The following is a 22202-nucleotide window of genomic DNA, read 5'->3' as shown; positions in this document are numbered from 1 at the left end:
CCGGGCATCAGGCCGGACGGTTGCCCTCATAGGCGTTCTGCAGCAGTTCGCGAATGGCTTTCTGCTCGATTGGGCGCGGATTCCAGTACGGGTTGGACAGGGCAATGTCGGTCGCGCGGTCGAGATCCGCTTCGCTGAGGCCCAGCTCCCGCAGCGTCAATGGCGCACCCAGCGACTTGGCCAGGTCGTAGAGCGCCCCGCCCGCAGAGTCATGTTCACCGCCCAGGGCCCGGATGATGCGGGCTGCGGCCTCGGGTACGGCGGCGGCGTTGTAGGCGATCGCATGCGGCAGCACGACCGTGTGAGTCTGGGCGTGAGGCAGATTGAAGCTGCCGCCCAGGGTGTGGCAAAGCTTGTGGTGCAGGGCCATGCCGACGTTGCCCAGCACGGTGCTGCACAGCCAGGCGCCATACAGGCAGTCGGAGCGTGCATCCAGGTCGTCCGGCTTTTCAGTGACACGGCCAAGGCCTTCGGCCATGGCGCGGATGCCTTCTTCGGCGATCAGGGACATGACCGGGTTTCCGTCCTGGGCGTAGAGCCCTTCGGCGGCATGGGCGATGGCGTTCATGCCGCTGGTCACCGACATCCCGACGGGCAGCGTCTGCGAGAGTTCCGGGTCATAGATGACGGTCTTGGGCAGGACGCGCGGGTCCTTGCCGGTCTTCTTGATGCCGTTTTCAGTCAGGCCGTAGACCGGGGTCATCTCGGAGCCGGCATAGGTCGTCGGAATCGCCAGGATGGGCAGCCCCGAGTCCAGCGCGATGGCTTTGCCCAGCCCGGTGGTGGAGCCGCCGCCGATCGCGATGGCACAGTCGGCGCCGAGCCTGTTGGCGACTTCGCGTGCTTCGCGGGCGGTTTCGATCGGCACGTGCATGACCGCTTTGTCAAAGATTCCCGCGGCACGCTCGCCCAGGATGGCGGCAATCCGCTCGGCCTGCGCTCGCTGCTCCGGAGTCGAAAGAACGAGCGCACGGCGGGAGCCGAGCCTGTCGATCTCGGCCTCCAGTTGCTGCAGGGAACCTTTGCCGAAAATGACACGTGAAGGCAGTCCGGTATAGGTGAAGTTCGAGATGGTCACGGTGCATTCCTGTTGGGTTTGGATGGCCCGAAGGTCATGGTTTCGAGGAAAAGCCAGGCGCCCGAGGCAGGCGCGCCGCCGGGGTCATTTGACCGGCGTTGGCTGGTACGCGATGAGCCGCCACTCGCCGTTGTGAAGGCACCAGACGGCCAGCGTGTTGTTGCGCAATGTCTTGCGCACCCCGCCCGAGGTTATTTCCCCGTTCATTTCGGCAAACACCAGCGCCGTCTCCCCAAGGACCCGTACCGCGTGAATCGGTCGCTCGATGCGGTGATAGACGTAGTGACCCTCACGGCACTTTTGCCGGTAGCTGTCCCGGGTATCGACCAGGCCATTGGAGTGGGTGTAGCTCAGGTGGGGATGGGCGAGGTCGAAGACACTGTCGAAATCGCCGAGGACGAGGGCGGCGTAACGCTTTTCCTCCAGCGCTCGGATGAGTGTTTCCGTCTCCATGGTGCTGTTCATGAGCGCCTCTTGTTCTTGTCGAGGAAGGGCGGAGTCTCCCCAGGCAGGGGCGGCACTACACCGACAGGGACCGGGTTGGACGTCCGGTTCAATGAGGCGAGCCTATAGTTACGGTTATCGATATAAAATATCGCCAGCGAAAATCTTTATTTCATGGGTGAAATAATCCTGCCGTATCCCTGAATCCGGGCGGGCGCGGCTCATGCCGGACGCTATTGCGTCCAGAGCTTCTCGTAGTTGTTCTCGCGGAAGCGCTGTACCAGTGCGTCGATGAAAAGGCGGACCTTCGCCGGCATGTGGCGGCGGGTCTGGAAGGCGATGTTCATGGTGAGGCGCGGCAGATCCCAATGGTCGAGTACGGGCACCAGTTCGCCGCGGACCAGGTTGTCGTAGACGATGTATTTGGGCTGAACCAGTATGCCCATGTCATCGAGGGCCGACTTCAGGACGATCTGTCCATCGTTGGTCGAAATGAAGGAGCGGGTCCGCACCGTGATCGACTCGCCCTTGCGGGTGAAGGGGAGTTCCGTGGGGTTCACCGCGTAGTCATAGATCAGCATCTTGTGGCGGACGAGATCCATCGGCACTTCGGGCATCCCATGCTTTTCCAGGTACGCCGGCGAGGCGGCCAGAATCCTCCGGGTCTCGGCCAGCCGGCGTATGGTCAGGCTGTTGTCCGCTTCGAACTGGCGTGTGCGGATCGCCACATCGACGTTGTTCTCCATCACGTCGAGGTAGCGGTTGGCGGCCACGATATCCAGGCTGATTTCAGGGTAGCGGCGAGTGAACTCGGGCAGCAGCGGCTCGATATGAAGAAGGCAGAACGAGAGCGAGGCGGTTACCCGCAGCACGCCGCTCGGCTTGACCACGGCGTCACGAGCGACGTCTTCGGCCTCGCGCATGTCCGCCAGGACTGACTTGCTGCGTCTGTAGAACTCGGCGCCGATCTCCGTCAGGGACAACTGGCGCGTGGTGCGTTGTACCAGGCGCACGCCGAGCCTGGTTTCCAGGGCGATCAGGTGCCGGCTGGCGGCCGATACGGACAAGCCCAGCTGCTCGGCAGCCTTGCTTATGCTGCCGGCATCGGCGACCTGCACGAACAATTCCATCTCTTTGAACGGATCCATGCCTGATTTTCCTGGTATCCGGGAAGCTGTCTCCCAAATATACGTGTTTTTTCATGCCCCGAGAGAAACTAGACTCCCCTCACGCCACAAATAAGAATAAGTGCGGAGAGAGTCATGGCTCACTCAATGTTGGAACGGTCCAGTTCTAGGTACGCGTCCCGCTCGGGCCGTCAGTGCGCCGCTCATGTGCGCCCCAAGGGACTGTCGCTTCCCTTTCCCCCCTGTCTCCTTGTGCAACCCGCCGTTGGGCCGCGATCGTCCGCGCCGGTTGCCCTCGACGCACTGTCCGCTGACCCCGCTTTTGCGCTATCTGCCCGCCTGGCCGAGCCCGATGCGGCGCGCATGCCGGAAGCTTTCGCTCGCGGCGGCACCACGGCTGCCCAGGCTCTGAACGGGGCAATGGCGTTTCTCCCGCTGGCCCGCGTCAACCCCCTCGATCGCGCACTCGAAGCGACTGGCGCCGCGCTGCCGCGTGGCGAGGCCGCCGATCCCCGCCTGTCCGCCGAGCCCGGGACGATCGGCCCTGAGGCCGCGGCGAAGCAGGCCTCCGGCACGCCGCCGGCGCCGTTCGCAGAACCACTTCTTCCAAGCCGGGCAGCGTGAGGCCCGCCTGTTTTTCTCTAACAAAAACCTAAAATGCAGCAGGAGATAGAAATGGTTGGAATCGCAGTCCTCGGTGCAGGTCGCATCGGCAAAATCCATGCTACCAACGTAGCGGCCAATCGATCGGCCAAGCTGATCGCCGTTGCCGATCCCTATGCAAGTGCCGCACAGAGTCTCGCAGGTGCGCTGGGCGCCGACGCGATGACCGACTGCGAAGCGGCCATCGATCGCAACGATGTTCAGGCCGTCGTCATCGGCACGCCGACTCACACGCACATCGGCTTGATGCTGCGCGCCATCCGCCAGGGCAAGGCTGTGCTCTGCGAAAAGCCGATCGACCTCGATATGGCCAAGAGCCTGGCGGCGGTCGAGGAAGTCGAGCGCCTGAATGGCCGTGTCATGCTGGCGTTCAACCGTCGCTTCGAGAACACCTTCGCGGCGATGCACGCTGCAATCGTGGCCGGTGAGATCGGCGAGGTGCGCCAGGTGATCATCAGCAGCCGTGACCCGGGCCTGGCTCCCGAAGATTACATCAAGCATTCGGGCGGCATTTTCCGCGACATGACCATTCACGACCTGGACATCGGCCGCTGGTTGCTGGGCGAGGAGCCGGTGGAGCTGAGTGCGGTGGGCAGCCGCCTGGTCGATCCGAACCTGATGGAGAAGTACGACGACTACGACACGGTCATGCTGCAGATGAAAACCGCGTCCGGCAAGCAGTGCCACATCAACAACTGCCGGGCCACCGTCTATGGCTACGATCAGCGCATCGAGGTGTTCGGCTCCAAGGGCATGCTCCTTCAGGACAACCTGCGTCCCACCACGATTCGTCGCTGGACGGAAGCGTCAACCGACGCTCGCGAGCCGCTGCTCAACTTCTTCCTGGAGCGTTACCAGCAAGCGTACAAGTCCGAGCTCGACGCCTTCGTCGATGCGCTGATCGAGAACAAGCCATTGCCGACCGGCGTGCAGGACGGCCTGAAAGCCCTGCGCCTTGCCGAGTGCGCCGTCGAGTCGGCGCGCACGGGGCGTGCCGTCGGCGTCGCGTGATCCCGGTTTCACCCAGCATAGATAACAAGAGAAGGAGACCAAGATGTCCCAGAAAGTCAGTGACCCTGTGCTCGGCGTTGCCTGCCTCGGTATCACGCATCCGCACACGTCCGGCCGCGTGAAAGCCTTCCAGCGCATGGAAAATGTGCGCTTTCACGGCGCCTATGATGACAGTCCGCTGTTGCAGCCCTTCGTTGACGCGCTGGGCCTGGAGGCGCGTAGCAAGGAAGAAATCCTCGCCGATCCGAATGTGCACATCGTGCTGGTTCACCCCAAGAGCTACCTGATGGCCGACTGGGCGATCGAAGCCCTGGAGGCAGGCAAGGCCGTGCTCTGCGAAAAACCGGCAGGCCGCGGCATCACGGATACCCAGCGCATCGTCGAGGCGGTCGAGCGCACCGGCAACCTGTTCCAGGTCGGCTACTGCTGGCGCTTCGCACCTTCGGTGGAAAAGATGCAGCAGGTGCTGCGCAGCGGCGAGATCGGCAAGGTGCTGCAGGTACGCGCCCACGCAGGCTGTTCGCACAACGAGGCCGACACCAATCACATGAAGCAACCCGGCGACCTGGGTGGCGCCTTCTATGTGATCGGTTGCCATACCATCGATCGCATCCTGCTGCACTTCGGCATGCCGAAGTCGGTGAACGCGCGCATCAGCAAGTTCGAGGGGCAGATGAGCGAGAGTGCGCGCGAGGATGCGGCGGCCGCCGTTCTCAACTATGACGACAAGATGGTGACCATCGACTTCATGTCATGGGACCCGATGCCGTGGACCGAGAGCTGGGATATCACCGCCTATGGCACCCATGGTGTGATGCATTCCACCCCGATGCCTGCCTCCTACAAGCTCTACCACGACGGCAGGAACGGCCATCCGCAAGGCTGGACGCACTGGAACGAGACCAGTTTCCCGGAAGTCTGGGCGGTGCGCAAAACCGTGTATTCGCCTGAAATTGCCGAAATCGGCAATCCGATCTACTTCGATCGGGAAGCGGCCGCCTTCGTCAATGCCTTGCGCACCGGAACCCCCTCGCAAGTGCCGGCCAGCCAGGCGCACAACATCAATGTGCTGTTGAAGGCTCTGTTCGAGTCTTCGGCCAATGCCGGGCAAGAGGTACCACTGGGCTCATAGAACCCGGGTTTTCGCACGGGCGTTGTACTGCCCCCCTCATGGAAGGGGGGAGTGCAGCCGCTCGACAAAAATAAGACACCTCATGAAGGGTGAAACCATGCGTAGATTGATAAGCGTTGCCGCTTCCTTGTTATTGGCGGTTGCCGTTACCGGCTGCTCCGATGAGGCATCGGACTCGAAAGGCATCATTGGCATTTCACTCCCGTCCAAGACGGAAGCCCGCTGGGTCACCGACGGCAGCAGCATGGTCGCTGCACTGGAGGAACTTGGCTATGAAGCCGACGTGCAATATGCCCAGTACGAGGTGCCAACCCAGCTGTCGCAGATCGAAAACCTGCTGGTCAAAGGCGTGAAAGGACTCATCATCGCGCCGATCGATGGAACGACGATGTCGGATGTCCTCAAGCAGGCGAAGGAACAGGGCATCGAGGTGATCTCCTATGATCGCTTCATCCGCAACTCGAAGGACTTCAGCTACTACGTCACCTTCGACAACTTCAAGGTTGGCCAACTGCAAGCGCAGTCCATCGTCGACGCGCTGGGGCTTGCCGAGGGCAAGGGGCCGTTCAACCTCGAAATCTTCGCCGGCTCGACCGACGATAACAACGCTCATGTCTTCTATGCCGGCGGCATGTCCGTCCTGCAGCCCTATATCGACTCCGGCAAGCTGGTGGTCAGAAGCGGCCAGGTCAGCCTGGACAAGGTGGCCACACCCAACTGGGAAGGCTCCCAGGCCCAGTCTCGCATGGACAACCTGCTGAGCGCCTTTTACGGCAACAGCCATCTGGATGCGGTGCTCACGGCCAACGACCAGCTCGCCATCGGCGTGATCTCCTCTCTGCGCGGCGTCGGCTACGGCTCGGGCGATACCAGCATGCCGATCGTCACCGGTCAGGATGCCGAGATCCCCAGCATCAAGGCCATCATCCGCGGCGACCAGTCCTCGACGGTGTTCAAGGACACCCGCGCGCTGGCCAAGGCCGCCGCGCAGATGATGAATGCGTCCCTGGAAGGCAGCCCGGTGAGCGTCAACGACACGGAGTCCTACCACAACGGCGTGATGCTCGTGCCCACGCAGTTGCTCCCGCCGGTGCTGGTCAATCAGCAGAACTGGCACCAGGTGCTGGTGGACCAGAGCGGCTACTACAGCGAAGAGCAACTGCGCTAGCCCCTGCTGTTTCAGAGGGATTCCGCTGGCTGCGGCTGCCGGAGCCAGCCTCCCTGCGCAATGAGAGAAGCACCATGACAATTACGATTCTCGACATGCTGGGTATCCAGAAGTGCTTTGGGCCGGTCAAGGCGCTCAGCGACGTCAATCTGCAGGTTGCCCAGGGTGATATTCATGCCATCTGCGGAGAAAACGGTGCCGGCAAGTCCACGCTGATGAAGATACTCAGCGGGGTTTATCCGCATGGCAGCTTCAGCGGCAGCATCCATTACGATGGCCAGGAGCGGCGCTTCAACGGTCTGCGCGACAGCGAGGCCGTAGGCATCAGCATCATCCACCAGGAGCTCGCCCTGGTGCCGATGCTCTCGATTACCGAGAACCTGTTCCTCGGCAACGAGATGTCCAGGTACGGCGTTATCGACTGGGACGATGCGCACCGGAAGGCGAAGGAGCTGCTTGCCCGCGTGGGCCTGAAGGCGGAGCCACAGACACTGGTGAGCAACCTCGGGATCGGCCAGCAGCAGTTGGTCGAAATTGCCAAGGCGCTCGCCAAGGACGTCAAGCTGCTGATCCTGGATGAGCCGACCGCCAGCCTCAACGAAAAAGACAGCGATACCTTGCTGTCCCTGATGCTCGAGCTCAAGGCCAAGGGCATCACTTCCATCATCATTTCCCACAAGCTCAACGAGATCGCGCGCGTCGCCGATGCGATCACCGTGATCCGCGACGGCACCACCGTGGACGTGATGGATTGCCATGCCGAGCCTGTCAGCGAGGATCGCGTCGTGCATGCGATGGTGGGGCGCGAGCTCTCCGATCGCTATCCGGCGCGTGTGCCGAACATCGGCGACAAGATCTTCGAGGTCGAGGGGTGGTCCGTGGCCGATCCGGAGCATCCCGCCCGTGACCGCATTCAGAACATCAACCTGCACCTGCGCCGGGGCGAAGTGGTGGGGATCGCCGGGCTCATGGGCGCGGGCAGGACAGAACTGGCCATGAGCATCTTCGGGCGTTCCTACGGCAAGAACGCCCGTGGCAAGGTGCGCTTGCACGGTCGGGAAATCGATGTCAGCACCGTCAGGAAAGCCATCGACCACGGCATCGCCTACGCAACCGAAGACCGCAAGGGCTCCGGTCTGGTCCTGGGCGATGGCAGCGCCGGGAACATCAGCCTGGCCAACCTGGCCGCGGTATCCAGCGCCTGGGTGGTGGACGAGCACGAGGAAGCGGCCGTCGCTGGCCGCTACAAGCAGACGCTGCGGATTCGTTGCGCCGACGTGCAGCAATCGGTCGAGCGCCTTTCCGGCGGCAACCAGCAGAAGGTCGTGCTCGGCAAATGGCTGTTCTCGGACCCGGAGGTGTTGATCCTGGACGAACCCACCCGGGGCATTGATGTGGGCGCCAAGTATGAAATCTACAGCGTGGTCAATCAGATCGTGGCCGAAGGCAAATGCGTGTTGATGATCTCATCGGAGATGCCTGAATTGCTGGGCACCTGTGACCGGATCTATGTGATGAACGAGGGGCGCCTGGTTGGCGAGTTTCCCATCGAAGTGGCCTCCCAGGAGCGAATCATGCACGCCATCATGAAAAACGAGGTACTCCAGTGACTGACGTTATCGCACCCTCGGCAGCAAAGAGTTCCCTGCTGCCCACACTCAAGCGGGGAGCACGGGAATACGGATTGCTGGCGTCCCTGCTGGTGATCGTCCTGTTCTTTCAAGTGGCCACCAACGGCGCTCTATTGCAGCCTCTCAACCTGACCAACCTGGTCTTGCAGAACAGTTACATCGTGGTCATGGCGCTCGGCATGCTGATGGTCATCGTCTGCGGCCATATCGACCTGTCCGTCGGCTCGATAGTCGGGGTGATCGGTGCGCTTGCCGCCGTCCTGATGGTGCACTACCAGATGGACTTCTGGGTCGCATCGGCGCTGTGCATACTGGCGGGCGCCGCCATCGGAGCGGCCCAGGGATACTGGGTGGCGTTCTGGGGGATGCCGTCGTTCATCGTGACGCTCGCCGGGATGCTGATATTCCGCGGCGCGACCATTGCGATCACGGGCGGGCAATCCATCGGCCCGTTCCCCGAGACGTTTGGCGCGATCAGTTCCGGGTTCATACCGGACGTGTTCAACGGTCAAGGGCTGCGGGTGACCTCACTGCTGCTGGGAATCGCCGTGGCGGCGGTCTTCTGCTTCATCGAGCTGCGTGCCCGCAAGCGGGCCGCCAAGAGTGGCGCTGTCGTCGGCTCCTGGCTGGTGTTCGTCCTGAGGAACGCAGTGGTCTTCGGCCTGATCGTGTTCTTCTGCTACAAGCTGGCCACCTACCGTGGCCTACCCACCGTGCTCGTCATCATGAGCGTGCTGATCGGCGTGTATACCTTCATCATGAACCGCACGGTGCTCGGCCGTTGGGTCTACGCGGTAGGCGGCAACCTCAAGGCCGCGAAACTCTCCGGCATCAACACGGCCCGCGTCACGTTCTTCGCCTTCGTCAACATGGGCGTGCTGGCCGCCGTAGCGGGGCTGATCTTCGCGGCGCGACTCAACAGCGCCACGCCACGGGCGGGCACCGGCTTCGAACTCGATGTGATCGCCGCGGTATTTATCGGCGGCGCCTCGGCATCGGGTGGCGTGGGCAAAGTCGTCGGCGTCGTGATCGGGGCGTTCATCATGGGCGTACTCAACAATGGCATGTCGATCATGGGCATTGGTGTCGATTACCAGCAGGTCATCAAAGGTGCCGTGTTACTGGCGGCCGTATTCGTCGATGTCTATCAGAAAAACAAACAGCACTGACAGTGCCGGTTGGTTCGCCTGGGCGGGCTGACAGGGATCGGCAGTATTCAATTGAGCTCACCCAACTTCGGTAAGTAGAGGGGAGTTTTCCTCGGCGCCCTGTCTTGCAGGGCGTTTTTTTATCGATCGATAACACGCGCATGACCATGAACGGCCGCCAGGGACATGGGTTCAGGCACAGTTGCCAACCCCGCCAAGTGCCTGGCTCGTGGATGAATGCATTATTCCACTTTCAATAAAAGAGTTTTCAAGTTTCGGCATTTTTCGAGGGCCGGTGCGTGGTTAGTATGTGGGGCAAGAATAATTTTAAAAAAACAATAATGAATAAATACTCGATAAAGCCGCGCTTCGTTCTTCCTCGCCTTCCCCATATCCAGCCCGCTGATAAGCGCGTTCGGCGTTTTAACTAAATGTTCGCCAGAGGCCTGTTTCACGCCGCCCGATCGTCGCGACAGGCCAATGCTCATCCTCGATTCGAAAAGCCTTGCCAGTGGTATGGGCAGGACGTTGTTCGGATAAACCAATACAACAACAACAGGTGGTTTAGTGATGAAGATGTTCAATGCAAGTGGCGTTTCCCTCGCACTGCTTTCCGTCTCGATGTTGCCATTATCGGCAAGTGCGCTCGAGTTCACCGGGTACTTCAGAACCGGAGTCGGGGAGTCCACGAACGGGCATGGCCAGTCGTGTTTTCAACTCCCCGGCGCGCCTTCGAAGTATCGGCTCGGTAACGAGTGCGAGCAGTACGGCGAACTCGATCTGAGGCACGATTTCCTGCAACTGGATGATGGCTCCGTCGTCAGCCTCGAGGGGATGCTGTCGCTGTACAACCGGTATGGGCACACGCCAAGGTTCACCGGTGAATATGGCGAGACGCGCCTGCCGCAGATCTATGCCGAATGGAGCAACATGCCGGCGCTTAACGGCGGATCGCTTTGGGCCGGACGCCGCTACTACAATCGAAACGATATCAACATTTCCGATTTTTTCTATTGGAACCAGAGCGCGACGGGCTTCGGCCTGGATGAAGTGGCCATTGGCGACCTGAAGTACAGCTACGTGTTCTCACGCAAGGACGGCTATACCCAGAAGGACTACATCAACAGGCATGACTTCACCGTTGGCGGCTTCAAGCCCAACCCGGGCGGAGAACTGAAGGTCGGCGTCAGCTACATCGACAAACCCGACAGCGACGGCGCGCACAGTGGCTGGTCCGTCATCGCCCAGCACAAGCAGCAGGATTTTCTGGGCGGGGTGAACACCTTCGCGCTGCAGTATGGACGGGGGCCAGGTACCGCCCTTGGGTACACCGGCGATCCAACGCTGGACGACAGCAACCAGAGCTGGCGCGTGGTCGAGTACATCACCTGGGATATGACGCCTCGCCTGAGCGGGCAATTCCAGATCGTCTATCAGAAGGACAGCCGCCCGGATGGCGATGACCAGAACTGGCTCTCGGTAGGCGCAAGGCCGGTGTACGCATTGACCGACCAGTTCAAGCTGGCCGCGGAGATCGGCCGCGATCAGATCGATGCCCCCGGGGGAACCCGCAAACTGGACAAGTTCACCATCGCCCCGATCTGGTCGCCCTCCGGGCCTGGCTTCAGCGCCCGTCCGGAATTCCGTCTCTATTACACCTACGCGCGCTGGAATGAGGCGGCGCAGCGTGCCGCGAATCTGCTGGCGGCAGGTTCTGCGCTGTCCGACAGCGGTGCCTACGGAAGCGCGTTGCATGGCTCGAACGTCGGCTTCCAGATCGAGTACGGCTGGTAAGGGCTGGATGCCCAGCGAGGTGCCCAGGGATGGGCGCCATCCGACGCGATGGGTACGCGGGCAGGGAGAAGGGTCAGGTGATACGGAGCAGGCGTTTTGGATCGCCTGCTCCGCTGCGACGGGGCGTCAGGCCAGGCTCAGGCTTTCCGGGAAGCGGATGCGCTCGAACTGCGCGATGGTCGTGTCGAAGGCACGCTTGGCCGCCACTTCCAGCGGCAGCTTGCGCAGCTCGGCGGAAATCACTTCGACGCCCCACGGGCCCTGGTAACCGGCATCGACGACGTTCTGGATGAAGCCGGTCACGTCCAGCTCGCCTTCGCCGCAGAGCTTGCGGTAGTGGGTCGAGTCGTTGAACAGGGTGCCGACGATCTCCCGGGAGGCGTCGTTGAGCTCAATGGACTTGATCAGGTGAGCGGGGATTTTCCGGATCTCGTCGACCCTCATGCCGCCGCGGGCAACGTGCCAGGTGTCTATGAGGATACCGCCGTTGGGGCGTACGTCCTGGGTCAACGCCAGTGCGCGGTCGATGGTGTTGATGCTGGAGAACGGCAGGAACTCCACGACCACGTTCACGCCGAAGGGTCTGGCCTTGTCGCAGAGCACGGCGAAATGCTCGCGCATGGCTTCGATGTCGGGTGCCTCTTCATCGAAAAGACCACCCGCGACCTTCACGTTGCGCGCCCCCAGCTCGCCGGCTGCTTCGAGCAGCTCCATGCAGATCTTGTCCGACGCTGTCCTGCGTTCGCAGGTGAGGTGCCAGTCGATCAGGAACTCGACTTCGAGATGCTTGATCCCGTTGTCCTTGAAGATGTTGCGCACGGTCGGCATGCCGAGCTTTTCCACCGAATGGAGGATGTCCGCGTGGACCAGGCCCATGCCGCGCCAGCCTGCTTTCGCGGCGGCTTGCGCACGGGCTTGAAGGGAGTGTGGGCTGATCTCGCTGGCAGCGCCCGGATAGGTGTCTCCGGCGATCGTCCAGTAGGCGGCGAGAAGTTCGATAGTGTTGATCGACATGGTGCGTGCTCTTCGGTGTGGCGGACCGAGGCGTGCTCCTGCATCGTCAGGAGCGGCCTCTGCGGTTCCGCTGGTTGATAGAGGGTGACGTGCTTGGGCGTTGGCCGAGCGCTCGGGTCAGTTGAGGGCTTCCGACTTCTGCCATTGGCGCCGCGTTACGCTCAGGCGCCGTTCCATGACCCGCTCGATCTCTTCCAGGGTGAGGCCCTTGGTTTCGGGCAGGAACAGGGAGCAGAAAATGATGGAGCCGATGTTGACCAGGGCGAACAGGAAGAAGGTCATGCCGCCGAAGTAGGCGAGGGCGACGGGGAAGACAAACGCGACGATCGCATTGAAGATCCAGAACATGCCGACCGAAATCCCGTTCATCAGGCCACGGGCATGGGTCGGGAAGAGCTCGGACATCAGCAGCCAATAGACGGGGCCGATGCACATCTGCATGAAGAACAGGAACAGCAGGATGCCGGAGAGCGCCAGGTAGCTCTGGGTCAGGGAGTGCGGCATGAAGTTCATCACGATGCCGAGGAAGATCTGGGCGATCACCACGACCGACAGGCCCATGAGCAGCATGGGACGGCGCCCCATGCGGCCAATGAGCCACATGCCGATAAGGGTCGCGGTTACCGAAACCACGCCGTTGCCGATGGTCGCTACCAACGCGGCATTGGTGTCCATGCCGGTGGCTTTCAGAATGCTCGGCGTGTAGTACATGAAGGCGTTCACCCCGGTGAACTGAATCATGAAGCCCAGGCCGACGCCGATCAGCAGCAGTTTGATGAGCCACGGCTCGTTGAGCTTGCTCAGCATGCTGCGGTGATTACGGTCATGGTCGCACTGCTCGAAGATTTCCTTGAGCTCGCGATCGGCTTCTTGCTGGCTGTCGCGGATGCCGTAAAGGATCGCCTTGGCTTCGTCGCTGCGGCCCTTGCTGACCAGCCAGCGCGGCGAGGTCGGCACAAAGTGGCTACCGATGTAGAGCAGCGCGGCGGGGACCAGCGAGATCGACAGCATGTAGCGCCATACCGAAGGGCTCTCCAGAAGGTGGGCAAAAAGAGCGCTGGAGATATAGGCCAGGCATTGGCCGGACACGATCATGAGCTCGCTCTGGCAGACGAGGCGGCCGCGATGCCTGGGGCCGGCCAGCTCGGCGATGAACACGGGCACCGTGGCGGAGGCGCCGCCGACCGCCACGCCGAGCGCGAAGCGCGTGGCGACCATGACCCAGATGCTCGGCGCCAGTGCGCTGCTGATGGCGCCAAAGGCGAACAGCAGGGCCAGGATCTTCAAGACCGCGAGGCGTCCGAAGCGGTCGGACAGGTGGCCTGCGAACAGCGCGCCGAAGGCACCGCCAAAGATCAGCGAGGAAGCGACCAGGCCTTCGGTGACGGGCGTCAATCCGAGGCCGCCCTGAGCGGGGGTAAGGGTCATGAAGGGGAGGGCGCCGGATATGACCCCCGTGTCGTAACCGAACGCCAGCGATCCCATGGTGGCGATGGCTGCGATACGCCAGAGAAGGCCGGTTTTCGAGGGTGCGCCTGAGACGGCGTAATCACTCGTACGCATGGCTGACTACCTTTTATTGGATTTATTTGTATGTGAGTGACGTGAGGCTACAACCGATGAAACGGAAAAAAAATCCGCAAAAGGCAAATGTGTTTTCCACTTAACGGAAAACCCGGGCGATCGTCCTGGTGTTTCGAGGAAAACAGAATTTCGTTTTTGTCGCTGACAAGGCGCCCCGTGAGACCTACCGTCTGGCCCTTTCCAAAAAACAAAAGGATACCGCCATGCCGGGTTCGACGAAGACGCTGCGGCGCGATCTCACGTTCACCATGCCGTTTTCCAATGTCCTGCACCTGTCCTTTGCGGACAAGATCGAGGCAACGCAGCGAGCGGGTTTCAGCGAGCTGACGCTGCAGCCTCAGGAGGTAAGGCGCATCGTTGGCCAGGGGCTTTCGATCGGGGACATGAAAGCCATCGCGGCCGACGGCGGGGTGCGGATCAACCGGCTCGATCCACTCTGCACCTGGAACCCGAACTGGCAGCCGAAGAACATGGATGACGCCTTCGTCGCCGATCACAGCATGCCGGCGGAGGAATTCTTCGCGCTCTGCAATGCGTTCGGTTGCCAGTACATGAGCCTGAATGCCACCTTTGCCCACGATCGCTACTCGCAACAGCAACAGGTGGATTTCTATGCGGGCATCTGTCAGCGGGCGGCGGAGCATGGCCTGGTGTGCGATCTCGAGCCGATTCCCATGTGGGGAGTGCGTTCCTTGGAGAACGGCTGGGACATCGTCAGGCAGGCTGGCCAGGCGAATGGCGGTCTGGTGCTCGATACCCTGCATTTCACGCGCAGCCATTCGTCGCTCGAAACCCTGGCCGGCATCCCGGGCGACAGGATTCATTGCGTGCAGATCTGCGACGGCGTCCTCGCCCTGCCGGAGGGCACGACCCTGGAGCAAGACTGTTTCCAGCGTCTGTGGCCAGGGCAAGGCGACTTCGTGCTGAAGCCGATCATCAGCCTGCTGAACGACATCGGGGGCTTGAATCAGGTCGGCCCCGAGGTCTTCTCGCTCGCCAATGCGGCCCTGTCGGCCGAGGCCGTGGCGGCGGCCTGTCGACACTCCCTGCAGCACTTCGACGAGCTCTGCGAGGTCCCTTCGAAAGTGCGGGCGACGTTCTAGCGGGTCCAGTAACGCTCGTATTCGTTGCGTTTGAAGTGCTCGAGCAGGAAGTCGATGAACAGCCGCGTCTTGGCCGGCATATGGCGGCGATCCTGGAAGGCCAGGTTGATGGTGAGCCGCGGCAGATCCCAGTCGTCGAGCACTGGCAGCAGCCTTCCGGCCACCAGATCGTCATGGATGATGTACTTGGGTTGGACCAGTATGCCGGCACCTGCCAATGCCGCGGCGCGCACGATCTGCCCGTCGTTGGTCTCCAGCGACGGCTGTACCTTCACGGTGACTTTTTCGCTGCCCCGGCTGAAGTCCATGGTGTTCGGATGGTTGGCATGGCTGTAAATGAGCATGTCGTGATCGACGAGCTCCTGCACCGAGCGTGGCATGCCGTTGCGCTTCAGGTAGCTTGGCGAGGCCGCCAGCACACGTCGCGTCTGCGCCAGCTTGCGGACGGCAATGTTCGAGTCCGCCTCATACTCCCGGGTCCTGACGGCCAGGTCGATTTCGCTGTCCATGATGTCGTAGTAGCGATTGGCGCCAAGGATTTTGACCTTGATGCCGGGGTACAGGCGCTGAAACTCAGGCACCAGTGGAGCGATGTGCAGCATGGCGAATGACACCGTCGCGGTGACCGTCAAGGTACCGGTGGGCTCGACCAACGCCGCGTTTACCGACGCTTCCGCCTCGCTCAACTCGGCCAGTAGCGTCTTGCAGCGCGTGTAGAAATCGTGACCGGTGTTGGTCAGGGAAAGGCGGCGGGTATTGCGTTCGATAAGGCGAACCTTGAGCCGCGCCTCGAGCGCCGCGAGGTGCCGGCTCGCCGCGGCATTGGAGATATCCAGCTTCTCGGCGGCCTTGCTCAGCGTCCCCAGTTCGGCCGTGTGGACAAACAATTCGAGTTCTGTGAAGCGGTCCATGCCGACACCTACCTAATGGCCGAAAGACTTTTTCATAAATGAAAGAAAGATTTTCATTTTTAGTGTTTTATTCCATGCATCGGCACTTTAGCGTACACCACAGATTCCTGAACAGCCTGGTGTTGCGACTCGGTCATTGGCTGCCATCCATGGCTGATGGCCTTTCAGTGCGCCGCACCGATCACAATAACAACTCGATCCAAAGGCCCTCCCATGAGAAACCTCGATGAACAGACCATCACCCAGGCCGTCCTGACCCGCAACGCCGGCACCGAAGATCGCCGGCTGCATGAAATCATGACCTCGCTCGTACAGCACCTGCACGCGTTCGCCCGCGAGACCAAGCTGACCGAAGCCGAGTGGGAGAAGGGGGTGGCGTTCCTGACGGCGGTCGGTCAGATCTGCTCGCCGACGCGCCAGGAGTTCATCCTGCTTTCCGACACCCTGGGCCTGTCGACGCTGGTCATCGCCCAGAACCACAAGAAGCCCGTGGGCTGTACCGAGGCGACGGTTTTCGGCCCGTTCCATGTCCAGGATGCCCCGCATTTCGAGCTCGGGGCGGACATCGCCAGCGACTTGCCGGGAACCCCCTGGTTCGTCAGCGGATGCATTCGCAACATCGATGGCGAGGCGATCCCCCAGGCCGCTATCGAGGTATGGCAAGCCGACGACGCCGGCTTCTACGACGTGCAGAAGGACGGGCTGGAGGCCTACCACGGCCGTGCGGTGCTCCAGGCCGACGGCGAGGGCCGCTACTACTTCAGGACGATCGTCCCCGAGTGCTACCCGATCCCGCACGACGGCCCCGTTGGCAAAATGCTGCAGGCCCTGGAGCGCCATCCGTGGCGTCCGGCGCATCTGCATTTCATGATCAGCGCGCCGGGATACGAGCGCCTCGTCACGCACGTCTTCCGCGAAGGTGGCGAGTACCTCGACTCGGACGCTGTCTTTGGCGTGCGCTCATCCTTGATCGCCAACTGGGTGCGCCACGAATCCGGCATCGCGCCAGACGGCAGCCGGCACGAAACGCCTTTCTTCACGCTCGAGTTCGATTTCGTACTCAACCGCTCAGCTCTCTGACCCCTATCCGGCCCGGCAGCTGTCGAAGGCACCGTGCTCATCTCCTGGAGCGTTTATGCAAGCCGTCAAACATATCGTCATGTGGAATCTCAGTGGCGATACCGAACAAGATCGTTCGAGAAACATTCAGAAGCTGAAGGACGCCTTTGAGGGGATTCGCGGTGAAATCCCCGGCCTTCGCCTGCTCGAAATCGGTGTCGACTTCAGCAAGGTGGATTATGCCTGCGACGTCGTCCTGTACTCGGAATTCGATTCCGTCGAGGCGCTGCAAGGGTATGCCTCCCATCCGGCTCATCTGCGTGTCCGCGAGGAGCTGGGGGCGCTGCGCATCGCGCGGCATCAGGTCGACTATTTCCTCTGAGGCGAGCTCCGGGGAGCCACGCCTCTTTCAAGCCTGAAGTGCGTCACTGCGCGCGCTGCAGTGCAACGGTGGAGGGGAACAGCATCATTCATCCCGCATGCCATCCGCGGTGCGCAGCATGTACAGGCGAAACAGCAGCACCGTGGTGAACAGCGGGCAGAGGCCGAGCAGGGCGTCGAGGAGGAGCCTGGCAACCCCGTCGCCGGCGACGCTGCCGGCCCAGAAGCTGAACAGCGAGATCGGTGCCATCACCAGCAGCACGCAGGACAGGATCGGCCAGAAATGGCCGCGGGTCAGTTGCAGGCTCTGCTGCATCGCCTGCAACGGCGACAGGCCGCGCAGCACCAGCAGGTAGTCGGCGAAGATCAGCCGCACCATGACCCATAGCCCCGGCAGGATGAACAGCGCCGCGCCGAACACGATCGCCAGGGTGCTGATCCCCGCCAGCAGCACGAAGCGTGGCCACAGGCGCAGGCTCGCGCTCAGCAGCGCCAGCTTCGCGGGCTGCTCGGCATTGCTGCGGGCTTCGAGGAAGAGGATCAGCGCGCCGCTGTAGAGGGGGTAGCACAGCAGGCTGATGAGCACGTCGTAGAGCACGGCCGCGTTGCTCTCGCCGAGCCCTTGCAACTGCCGGCGCGCCAGCGTCTCGAGCAGCAGCCAGGGCAGGCACAGGACGATGATGTCGAACAGGTTGTGGCGGAAGAAGAACCAGCTGTCGCGCAGGACATCGAAGACTTTCATGGACGATCACGCTCGGAAATCAGGCCGCCACTATAAGCGCGCGTCCAGCGTCCGGCCAGTCGCTACGCGCTTTCCAGGGCGAGCACCGGCGGTTCTGCGCCGAGGCATTTCGACGCATCGCGTTCGGGGCTGGCATACTGGCGTCCAACTTTAAACCGCGTCAGCCGCCGTGAGGATGCCCGGTGAAGAAAATCGCCGTATTCGCCGATGTTCAGAACCTCTACTACACCGTGCGCCAGGCCTATGGCTGTCACTTCGACTACGCCGCGCTGTGGGCCGATATCGCGCGGCAGGGCCAGATCGTCGAAGCCTATGCCTACGCCATCGACCGGGGGGACGCCAAACAGCAGCAGTTCCAGCAGATCCTGCGCAACCTGGGCTTCACGGTGAAGCTCAAGCCCTTTATCCAGCGCAGCGACGGCTCGGCCAAGGGCGACTGGGACGTGGGCATCACCATCGACGTGATGGATGCCGCGCCGCGTGTCGATCAGGTGGTGCTGGCCTCCGGCGACGGCGATTTCGATCTGCTGCTGGAGAAGATTCGCGCCAGCCACGCCGTCGAGTCCGTGGCCTACGGCGTGCCCGGACTCACCGCGCAGTCGCTGGTGCGTGCCGCCAGCCGTTATGTACCGATCGACGGCGAGCTGCTGTTGCGTCACTGAGAGGATCATGTGAAACCCATCGCCGTCATCGACTTCGAAACCACCGGCATGTCGCCGGCCCAACAGGCGCGTGCCACCGAAATCGGCGTGGTGATCGTCGAGCAGGGGCAGATCACCGCACGCTATCAGAGCCTGATGAACAGCGGCGCCTGGGTGCCACCCTTCATCGAGCGACTGACCGGCATCAGCAACGCCATGCTGCGCAGCGCACCGCCGGCCGCGCAGGTGATGCACGAGGTGGCGGAATTCGTCGGCGACATCCCCCTGCTGGCGCACAATGCCGCCTTCGACCAGAAGTTCTGGGATGCCGAGCTGGGTCTGATCGGTCGCCGCCGCGTGCAGCCGTTCGCCTGTTCGCTGTTACTGTCGCGACGCCTGCTGCCCATGGCGCCCAGCCACAAGCTCGGCAACCTCAATCGCTGGGCGCGCCTGCCGGATACCGGCCAGGCCCACCGGGCACTGGCCGATGCGGAGATGGCGGCCAACCTGACCTGCTTCATGACCGCGCTGCTGCGTGAGCGCCACGGCATCGCGCGGGTCGACCATGCGCTGCTGTGCGACCTGCAGAAGGTCCCCGCGGCGAAAGTGGCCCAGGCACTGCAGCGTATTCGCGGTCACTCGGGATAAACTGTGCGGCATTCCCTTTGCCGTTGCGTTGAACCCATGACCTTTGCCTCTCTCGGCCTGATCGAACCGCTGCTGCGTTGCCTCGATGGCCTCGATTACCAGACCCCGACCCCCGTGCAGGCCCAGGCCATCGCGCCGATCCTCAAGGGCCGCGACCTGATGGCCGCGGCGCAGACCGGCACCGGCAAGACCGCGGCCTTCACCTTGCCGATCCTGCAGCGCCTGATGCTGGAAGGGCCGGGCGTGGCCAGTAATTCGGTGCGTGCGCTGGTGCTGGTGCCGACCCGCGAGCTGGCCGAGCAGGTGCAGCAGAGCGTGCAGACCTACTCGCAGTTCCTGCCGCTGCGCAGCTATGCGGTGTATGGCGGCGTCAGCATCAACCCGCAGATGATGAAGCTGCGCAAAGGGCTCGACGTATTGGTCGCTACACCCGGTCGATTGCTCGACCTGTACCGGCAGAACGCGGTGAAGTTCTCCCAGTTGCAGGTGCTGGTGCTCGACGAGGCCGATCGCATGCTCGACCTGGGCTTCGCCCGCGAACTGGACGAGCTGTTCGCCGCCTTGCCGAAGAAGCGTCAGACCCTGCTGTTTTCCGCGACCTTCTCCGAGGCCATTCGCACCCTGGCCGGTGAAATGCTGCGCGATCCGCTGAGCATCGAGGTCAGCCCGCGCAACGCGGCCGCCAAGTCGGTCAAGCAGTGGCTGATACCGGTGGACAAGAAACGCAAGGCCGAGCTGTTCCTGCACCTCTACCGCAGCAAGGGCTGGCGCCAGGTGCTGGTGTTCGTCAAGACCCGCAAGGGCGTCGATGAGCTGGAGGGCGAACTGCTGCGCCATGGCATCAGGGCCGACTCGATCCACGGCGACAAGCCGCAACCGACGCGGCTGCGTGCGTTGCAGCGCTTCAAGGCCGGCGAGGTGGACGTGCTGGTCGCTACCGACGTGGCCGCCCGTGGCCTGGATATCGACGACCTGCCACTGGTGGTCAACTTCGACCTGCCGATCGTCGCCGAGGATTACGTGCACCGCATCGGCCGTACCGGCCGCGCGGGCGCCAGCGGCCAGGCGGTGTCGCTGGTCTGTGCCGACGAGGTGCAACTGCTGTCGGCCATCGAGGCGCTGATCCAGCAGATCCTGCAGCGCGTCGACGAGGCGGATTTCATCCCCGACCACCGCGTGCCGCAGACGGTCGCCGGCGGCCTGGTGGTGAAAAAGCCGAAGAAACCGAAAAAGCCCAAGGTGGTCGGCGGCAAGGCCGGCGGCCTGGGGCGCTGGCTGGAAAGCGACGAGCCGGCCGCGCCACCGATCAAGGCGGTGCGCAAGGTGCCGAGCTTCGGCGGCAAGCCCAAGGGCGGGCGCAAGGGATAGTGCTGTGCGGAGTCTCAGGTTGGATCAGTGGCGCTCAAGCGGATGCCCGTCCAAGCTACGCACGGGCTACTTTCGTAGGAGCCGCGACCTCGCGGCGATTGCCGATCACAGCGCAGATTGTGCTGGATGGCCACTATCGTATCGCCCCGAGGTCGGGGCTCCCACAGGTTAAGCCTCTGATGCCGAAGCGACTCTTGCACGCCGAGGCAGGACGATGCCAATGGGCGGAGCGGTTGCGTAGGGTGGACGGCGCTTCATCCGTCCACCGTGGTGCTGGTCATGCGCCACGTTGCAGCCAGTGCGCGATGCCCAGCCCGGCGGCGCGGCCGCTGGCGAAGCAGGCGGTGAGCAGGTAGCCGCCGGTGGGCGCTTCCCAGTCGAGCATTTCGCCGGCGCAGAAGGTGCCGGGCAGGGCGGTCAGCATCAGCCCCTTGTCGAGGGCTTCGAACGGCACCCCGCCGGCACTGCTGATCGCTTCCGCCAGCGGACGCGGCTGGTGCAGTTCGATGGGCAGGGCCTTGATCGCGGCGGCCAGGCGCAGGGGATCGGCGAAGTGCTCGGCGGGCGCCAGTTCGCGCAGCAAAGCGGCCTTGACCCCGTCGAGCCCGGCCTGACGATGCAGGTGCTTGGCCATGGAGTGCGAGCCGCGCGGTTTGCTCAGGGCCTTGCCCAAGGCTTCTTCGCTACGTTGTGGCAGCAGGTCGAGACACACCGTGCAGCTGCCGTCGCGGCTGATGCGCTGGCGAATCCCGGCGGACAGGGCGTACACCAGGCTGCCTTCGATGCCCGTGGCGGTGAGCACGAACTCACCCTGGCGCTGCGCTTCCCCTGTCAGGCCCAGGGCGACGTTCTTCAGCGGCGCGCCGGCGAACTTGTCGCGCAACAGCGGGCTCCAGGCGGCCACATCGAAACCGCAGTTGCTGGGCTGCAGCGGGGCGATGGGCACGCCGGCCTGTTGCAGGTGCGCGACCCAACTGCCGTCGGAACCGAGCCGCGGCCAACTGCCGCCGCCCAGGGCCAGCAACACGGCATCGGCGTGGATCGGGCGCTCGCCCTCTGCGGTCTCCATACGCAGGCCGCCGTCGGCATTCCAGCCCGGCCAGCGGTGCCGGGTGTGCAACTGCACGCCCAGTTCGCGCAGGCGCTTGAGCCAGGCGCGCAGCAGCGGCGCGGCTTTCATGTCGGTGGGAAATACCCGCCCCGAGGTGCCGACGAAGGTGTCGATGCCCAGGTCATGAATCCAGCGGCGCAGGGCGTCTGCATCGAACTCGGCGAGCAGGCGGGCGATCTCCTCGCGGCGTTCGCCGTAGCGCGCGAGGAAGGCGCCCCTGGCCTCCGAGTGGGTGATGTTCATGCCGCCGACGCCGGCCAGCAGGAATTTGCGGCCCACGGAGGGCATGGCGTCGTACAGGTCGACGCGGATGCCGGCCGTGGCCAGCACTTCGGCGGCCATCAGCCCGGCCGGGCCGCCGCCGATGATGGCGACCGAAGGGGATGCGGGGCGGGACGTGTCGGTCATGAGCGAGTCGAGGCGTGCGGCAAAAGCGCCATTCTA

Annotated in this window: 22 protein-coding genes; 12 read left to right on the top strand and 10 right to left on the bottom strand. The window is 62.9% G+C overall.

The genetic code is table 11. The annotated features are described in order from the left end of the window. Positions 1-7: 7 nt before the first annotated feature. The 4 genes from DNK34_RS03065 to DNK34_RS25370 all read right to left on the bottom strand — a co-directional run bounded on the left by DNK34_RS03065 (position 8) and on the right by DNK34_RS25370 (position 3372). Positions 8-1072, bottom strand: a complete 1065-nt coding sequence (locus DNK34_RS03065) for a maleylacetate reductase (RefSeq protein WP_207401615.1) — start codon at positions 1070-1072, stop codon at positions 8-10. Positions 1073-1162: 90 nt separating this feature from the next. Then, positions 1163-1543, bottom strand: a complete 381-nt coding sequence (locus DNK34_RS03060; RefSeq protein ID WP_131176764.1) for a nuclear transport factor 2 family protein — start codon at positions 1541-1543, stop codon at positions 1163-1165. Between the two features lie 212 nt (positions 1544-1755). Continuing rightward, positions 1756-2670 carry a LysR family transcriptional regulator gene (locus tag DNK34_RS03055; protein WP_131176763.1) on the bottom strand — a complete coding sequence of 305 codons (915 nt, stop codon included), beginning with the start codon at positions 2668-2670 and terminating at the stop codon, positions 1756-1758. A 306-nt stretch (positions 2671-2976) separates the two neighbouring features. Next, entirely contained in the window at positions 2977-3372 is a 396-nt protein-coding gene (locus DNK34_RS25370) for a hypothetical protein (protein WP_165497332.1), read from the bottom strand. On the opposite strand from DNK34_RS25370, the gene iolG reads away from it, so the two are divergent. The 5 genes from iolG to mmsB all read left to right on the top strand — a co-directional run bounded on the left by iolG (position 3325) and on the right by mmsB (position 9423). Further along, the gene (iolG, locus tag DNK34_RS03050; RefSeq protein WP_131176762.1) at positions 3325-4323 is read left to right on the top strand and encodes an inositol 2-dehydrogenase; all 999 of its coding nucleotides are present in this window, start codon (positions 3325-3327) and stop codon (positions 4321-4323) included. The genes DNK34_RS25370 and iolG overlap by 48 nt on opposite strands. A 43-nt stretch (positions 4324-4366) precedes the next feature. Then, positions 4367-5455, top strand: coding sequence for a Gfo/Idh/MocA family protein (locus DNK34_RS03045; RefSeq protein WP_131176761.1), 1089 nt, complete (start codon positions 4367-4369; stop codon positions 5453-5455). A gap of 82 nt (positions 5456-5537) precedes the next feature. After that, positions 5538-6623 (top strand): multiple monosaccharide ABC transporter substrate-binding protein, encoded by a 1086-nt coding sequence (gene chvE, locus DNK34_RS03040; protein WP_278248885.1) that lies wholly within the window; start codon positions 5538-5540, stop codon positions 6621-6623. Between the two features lie 74 nt (positions 6624-6697). Continuing rightward, positions 6698-8233 (top strand): multiple monosaccharide ABC transporter ATP-binding protein, encoded by a 1536-nt coding sequence (gene mmsA, locus DNK34_RS03035; RefSeq protein WP_131176759.1) that lies wholly within the window; start codon positions 6698-6700, stop codon positions 8231-8233. Further along, the gene (gene mmsB / locus DNK34_RS03030; RefSeq protein WP_131176758.1) at positions 8230-9423 is read left to right on the top strand and encodes a multiple monosaccharide ABC transporter permease; all 1194 of its coding nucleotides are present in this window, start codon (positions 8230-8232) and stop codon (positions 9421-9423) included. Before mmsA ends, mmsB begins: the two co-directional genes overlap by 4 nt. A gap of 221 nt (positions 9424-9644) precedes the next feature. Here the strand turns inward: mmsB and DNK34_RS03025 are convergent, their stop codons facing one another. Next, complete coding sequence (locus DNK34_RS03025; RefSeq protein ID WP_131176757.1) at positions 9645-9986, bottom strand: hypothetical protein; 342 nt, start codon at positions 9984-9986, stop codon at positions 9645-9647. On the opposite strand from DNK34_RS03025, the gene DNK34_RS03020 reads away from it, so the two are divergent. Further along, positions 9979-11196 (top strand): maltoporin, encoded by a 1218-nt coding sequence (locus DNK34_RS03020; protein ID WP_131176811.1) that lies wholly within the window; start codon positions 9979-9981, stop codon positions 11194-11196. The genes DNK34_RS03025 and DNK34_RS03020 overlap by 8 nt on opposite strands. Before the next feature lie 126 nt (positions 11197-11322). Here the strand turns inward: DNK34_RS03020 and DNK34_RS03015 are convergent, their stop codons facing one another. Together DNK34_RS03015 and DNK34_RS03010 are read right to left on the bottom strand one after the other, a co-directional pair. Continuing rightward, complete coding sequence (locus DNK34_RS03015) at positions 11323-12210, bottom strand: sugar phosphate isomerase/epimerase family protein (protein ID WP_131176756.1); 888 nt, start codon at positions 12208-12210, stop codon at positions 11323-11325. Between the two features lie 117 nt (positions 12211-12327). Beyond that, a complete protein-coding gene (locus DNK34_RS03010) occupies positions 12328-13773 on the bottom strand; it encodes a sugar porter family MFS transporter (RefSeq protein WP_131176755.1) in 1446 nt (481 codons plus the stop codon). Between the two features lie 128 nt (positions 13774-13901). Here DNK34_RS03010 and DNK34_RS03005 point away from each other — a divergent pair, with 128 nt between their 5' ends. Further along, positions 13902-14897, top strand: coding sequence for a sugar phosphate isomerase/epimerase family protein (locus DNK34_RS03005; protein WP_207401613.1), 996 nt, complete (start codon positions 13902-13904; stop codon positions 14895-14897). Here the strand turns inward: DNK34_RS03005 and DNK34_RS03000 are convergent. Continuing rightward, positions 14894-15808, bottom strand: coding sequence for a LysR family transcriptional regulator (locus DNK34_RS03000; RefSeq protein WP_131176754.1), 915 nt, complete (start codon positions 15806-15808; stop codon positions 14894-14896). The two genes, DNK34_RS03005 and DNK34_RS03000, sit on opposite strands and share 4 nt — an antisense overlap. Positions 15809-16021: 213 nt before the next feature. Between DNK34_RS03000 and DNK34_RS02995 the strand changes: the two genes are divergently transcribed. Then, positions 16022-16888, top strand: coding sequence for an intradiol ring-cleavage dioxygenase (locus DNK34_RS02995; protein WP_131176753.1), 867 nt, complete (start codon positions 16022-16024; stop codon positions 16886-16888). Positions 16889-16943: 55 nt separating this feature from the next. Continuing rightward, a complete protein-coding gene (locus DNK34_RS02990) occupies positions 16944-17249 on the top strand; it encodes a Dabb family protein (protein ID WP_131176752.1) in 306 nt (101 codons plus the stop codon). An 84-nt stretch (positions 17250-17333) separates the two neighbouring features. Here DNK34_RS02990 and DNK34_RS02985 read toward each other — a convergent pair whose 3' ends face one another. Continuing rightward, on the bottom strand, positions 17334-17990 hold the full coding sequence (locus DNK34_RS02985) for a YciC family protein (protein WP_131176751.1): 657 nt from the start codon (positions 17988-17990) through the stop codon (positions 17334-17336). 182 nt (positions 17991-18172) lie between these two features. Between DNK34_RS02985 and DNK34_RS02980 the strand changes: the two genes are divergently transcribed. From DNK34_RS02980 to rhlE1, 3 genes are read left to right on the top strand one after another with little or no spacing between them, the layout of a single operon-like run. Further along, a complete protein-coding gene (locus DNK34_RS02980; RefSeq protein WP_131176750.1) occupies positions 18173-18652 on the top strand; it encodes a LabA-like NYN domain-containing protein in 480 nt (159 codons plus the stop codon). Between the two features lie 9 nt (positions 18653-18661). Beyond that, positions 18662-19279, top strand: coding sequence for a 3'-5' exonuclease (locus DNK34_RS02975; RefSeq protein WP_131176749.1), 618 nt, complete (start codon positions 18662-18664; stop codon positions 19277-19279). A 36-nt stretch (positions 19280-19315) separates the two neighbouring features. Continuing rightward, positions 19316-20647, top strand: a complete 1332-nt coding sequence (rhlE1, locus tag DNK34_RS02970; RefSeq protein ID WP_131176748.1) for an RNA helicase RhlE1 — start codon at positions 19316-19318, stop codon at positions 20645-20647. Between the two features lie 277 nt (positions 20648-20924). Here rhlE1 and DNK34_RS02965 read toward each other — a convergent pair whose 3' ends face one another. Then, positions 20925-22166, bottom strand: coding sequence for a TIGR03862 family flavoprotein (locus tag DNK34_RS02965; protein WP_131176747.1), 1242 nt, complete (start codon positions 22164-22166; stop codon positions 20925-20927). Positions 22167-22202: the final 36 nt, after the last annotated feature.

The organism is Phytopseudomonas dryadis (genome assembly GCF_004327355.1).
In the GTDB taxonomy this organism is placed as follows: domain Bacteria; phylum Pseudomonadota; class Gammaproteobacteria; order Pseudomonadales; family Pseudomonadaceae; genus Aquipseudomonas; species Aquipseudomonas dryadis.
The sequence above is the reverse complement of the archived record's forward strand: the minus strand, read 5'-3'. Positions and strand labels throughout refer to the sequence as shown.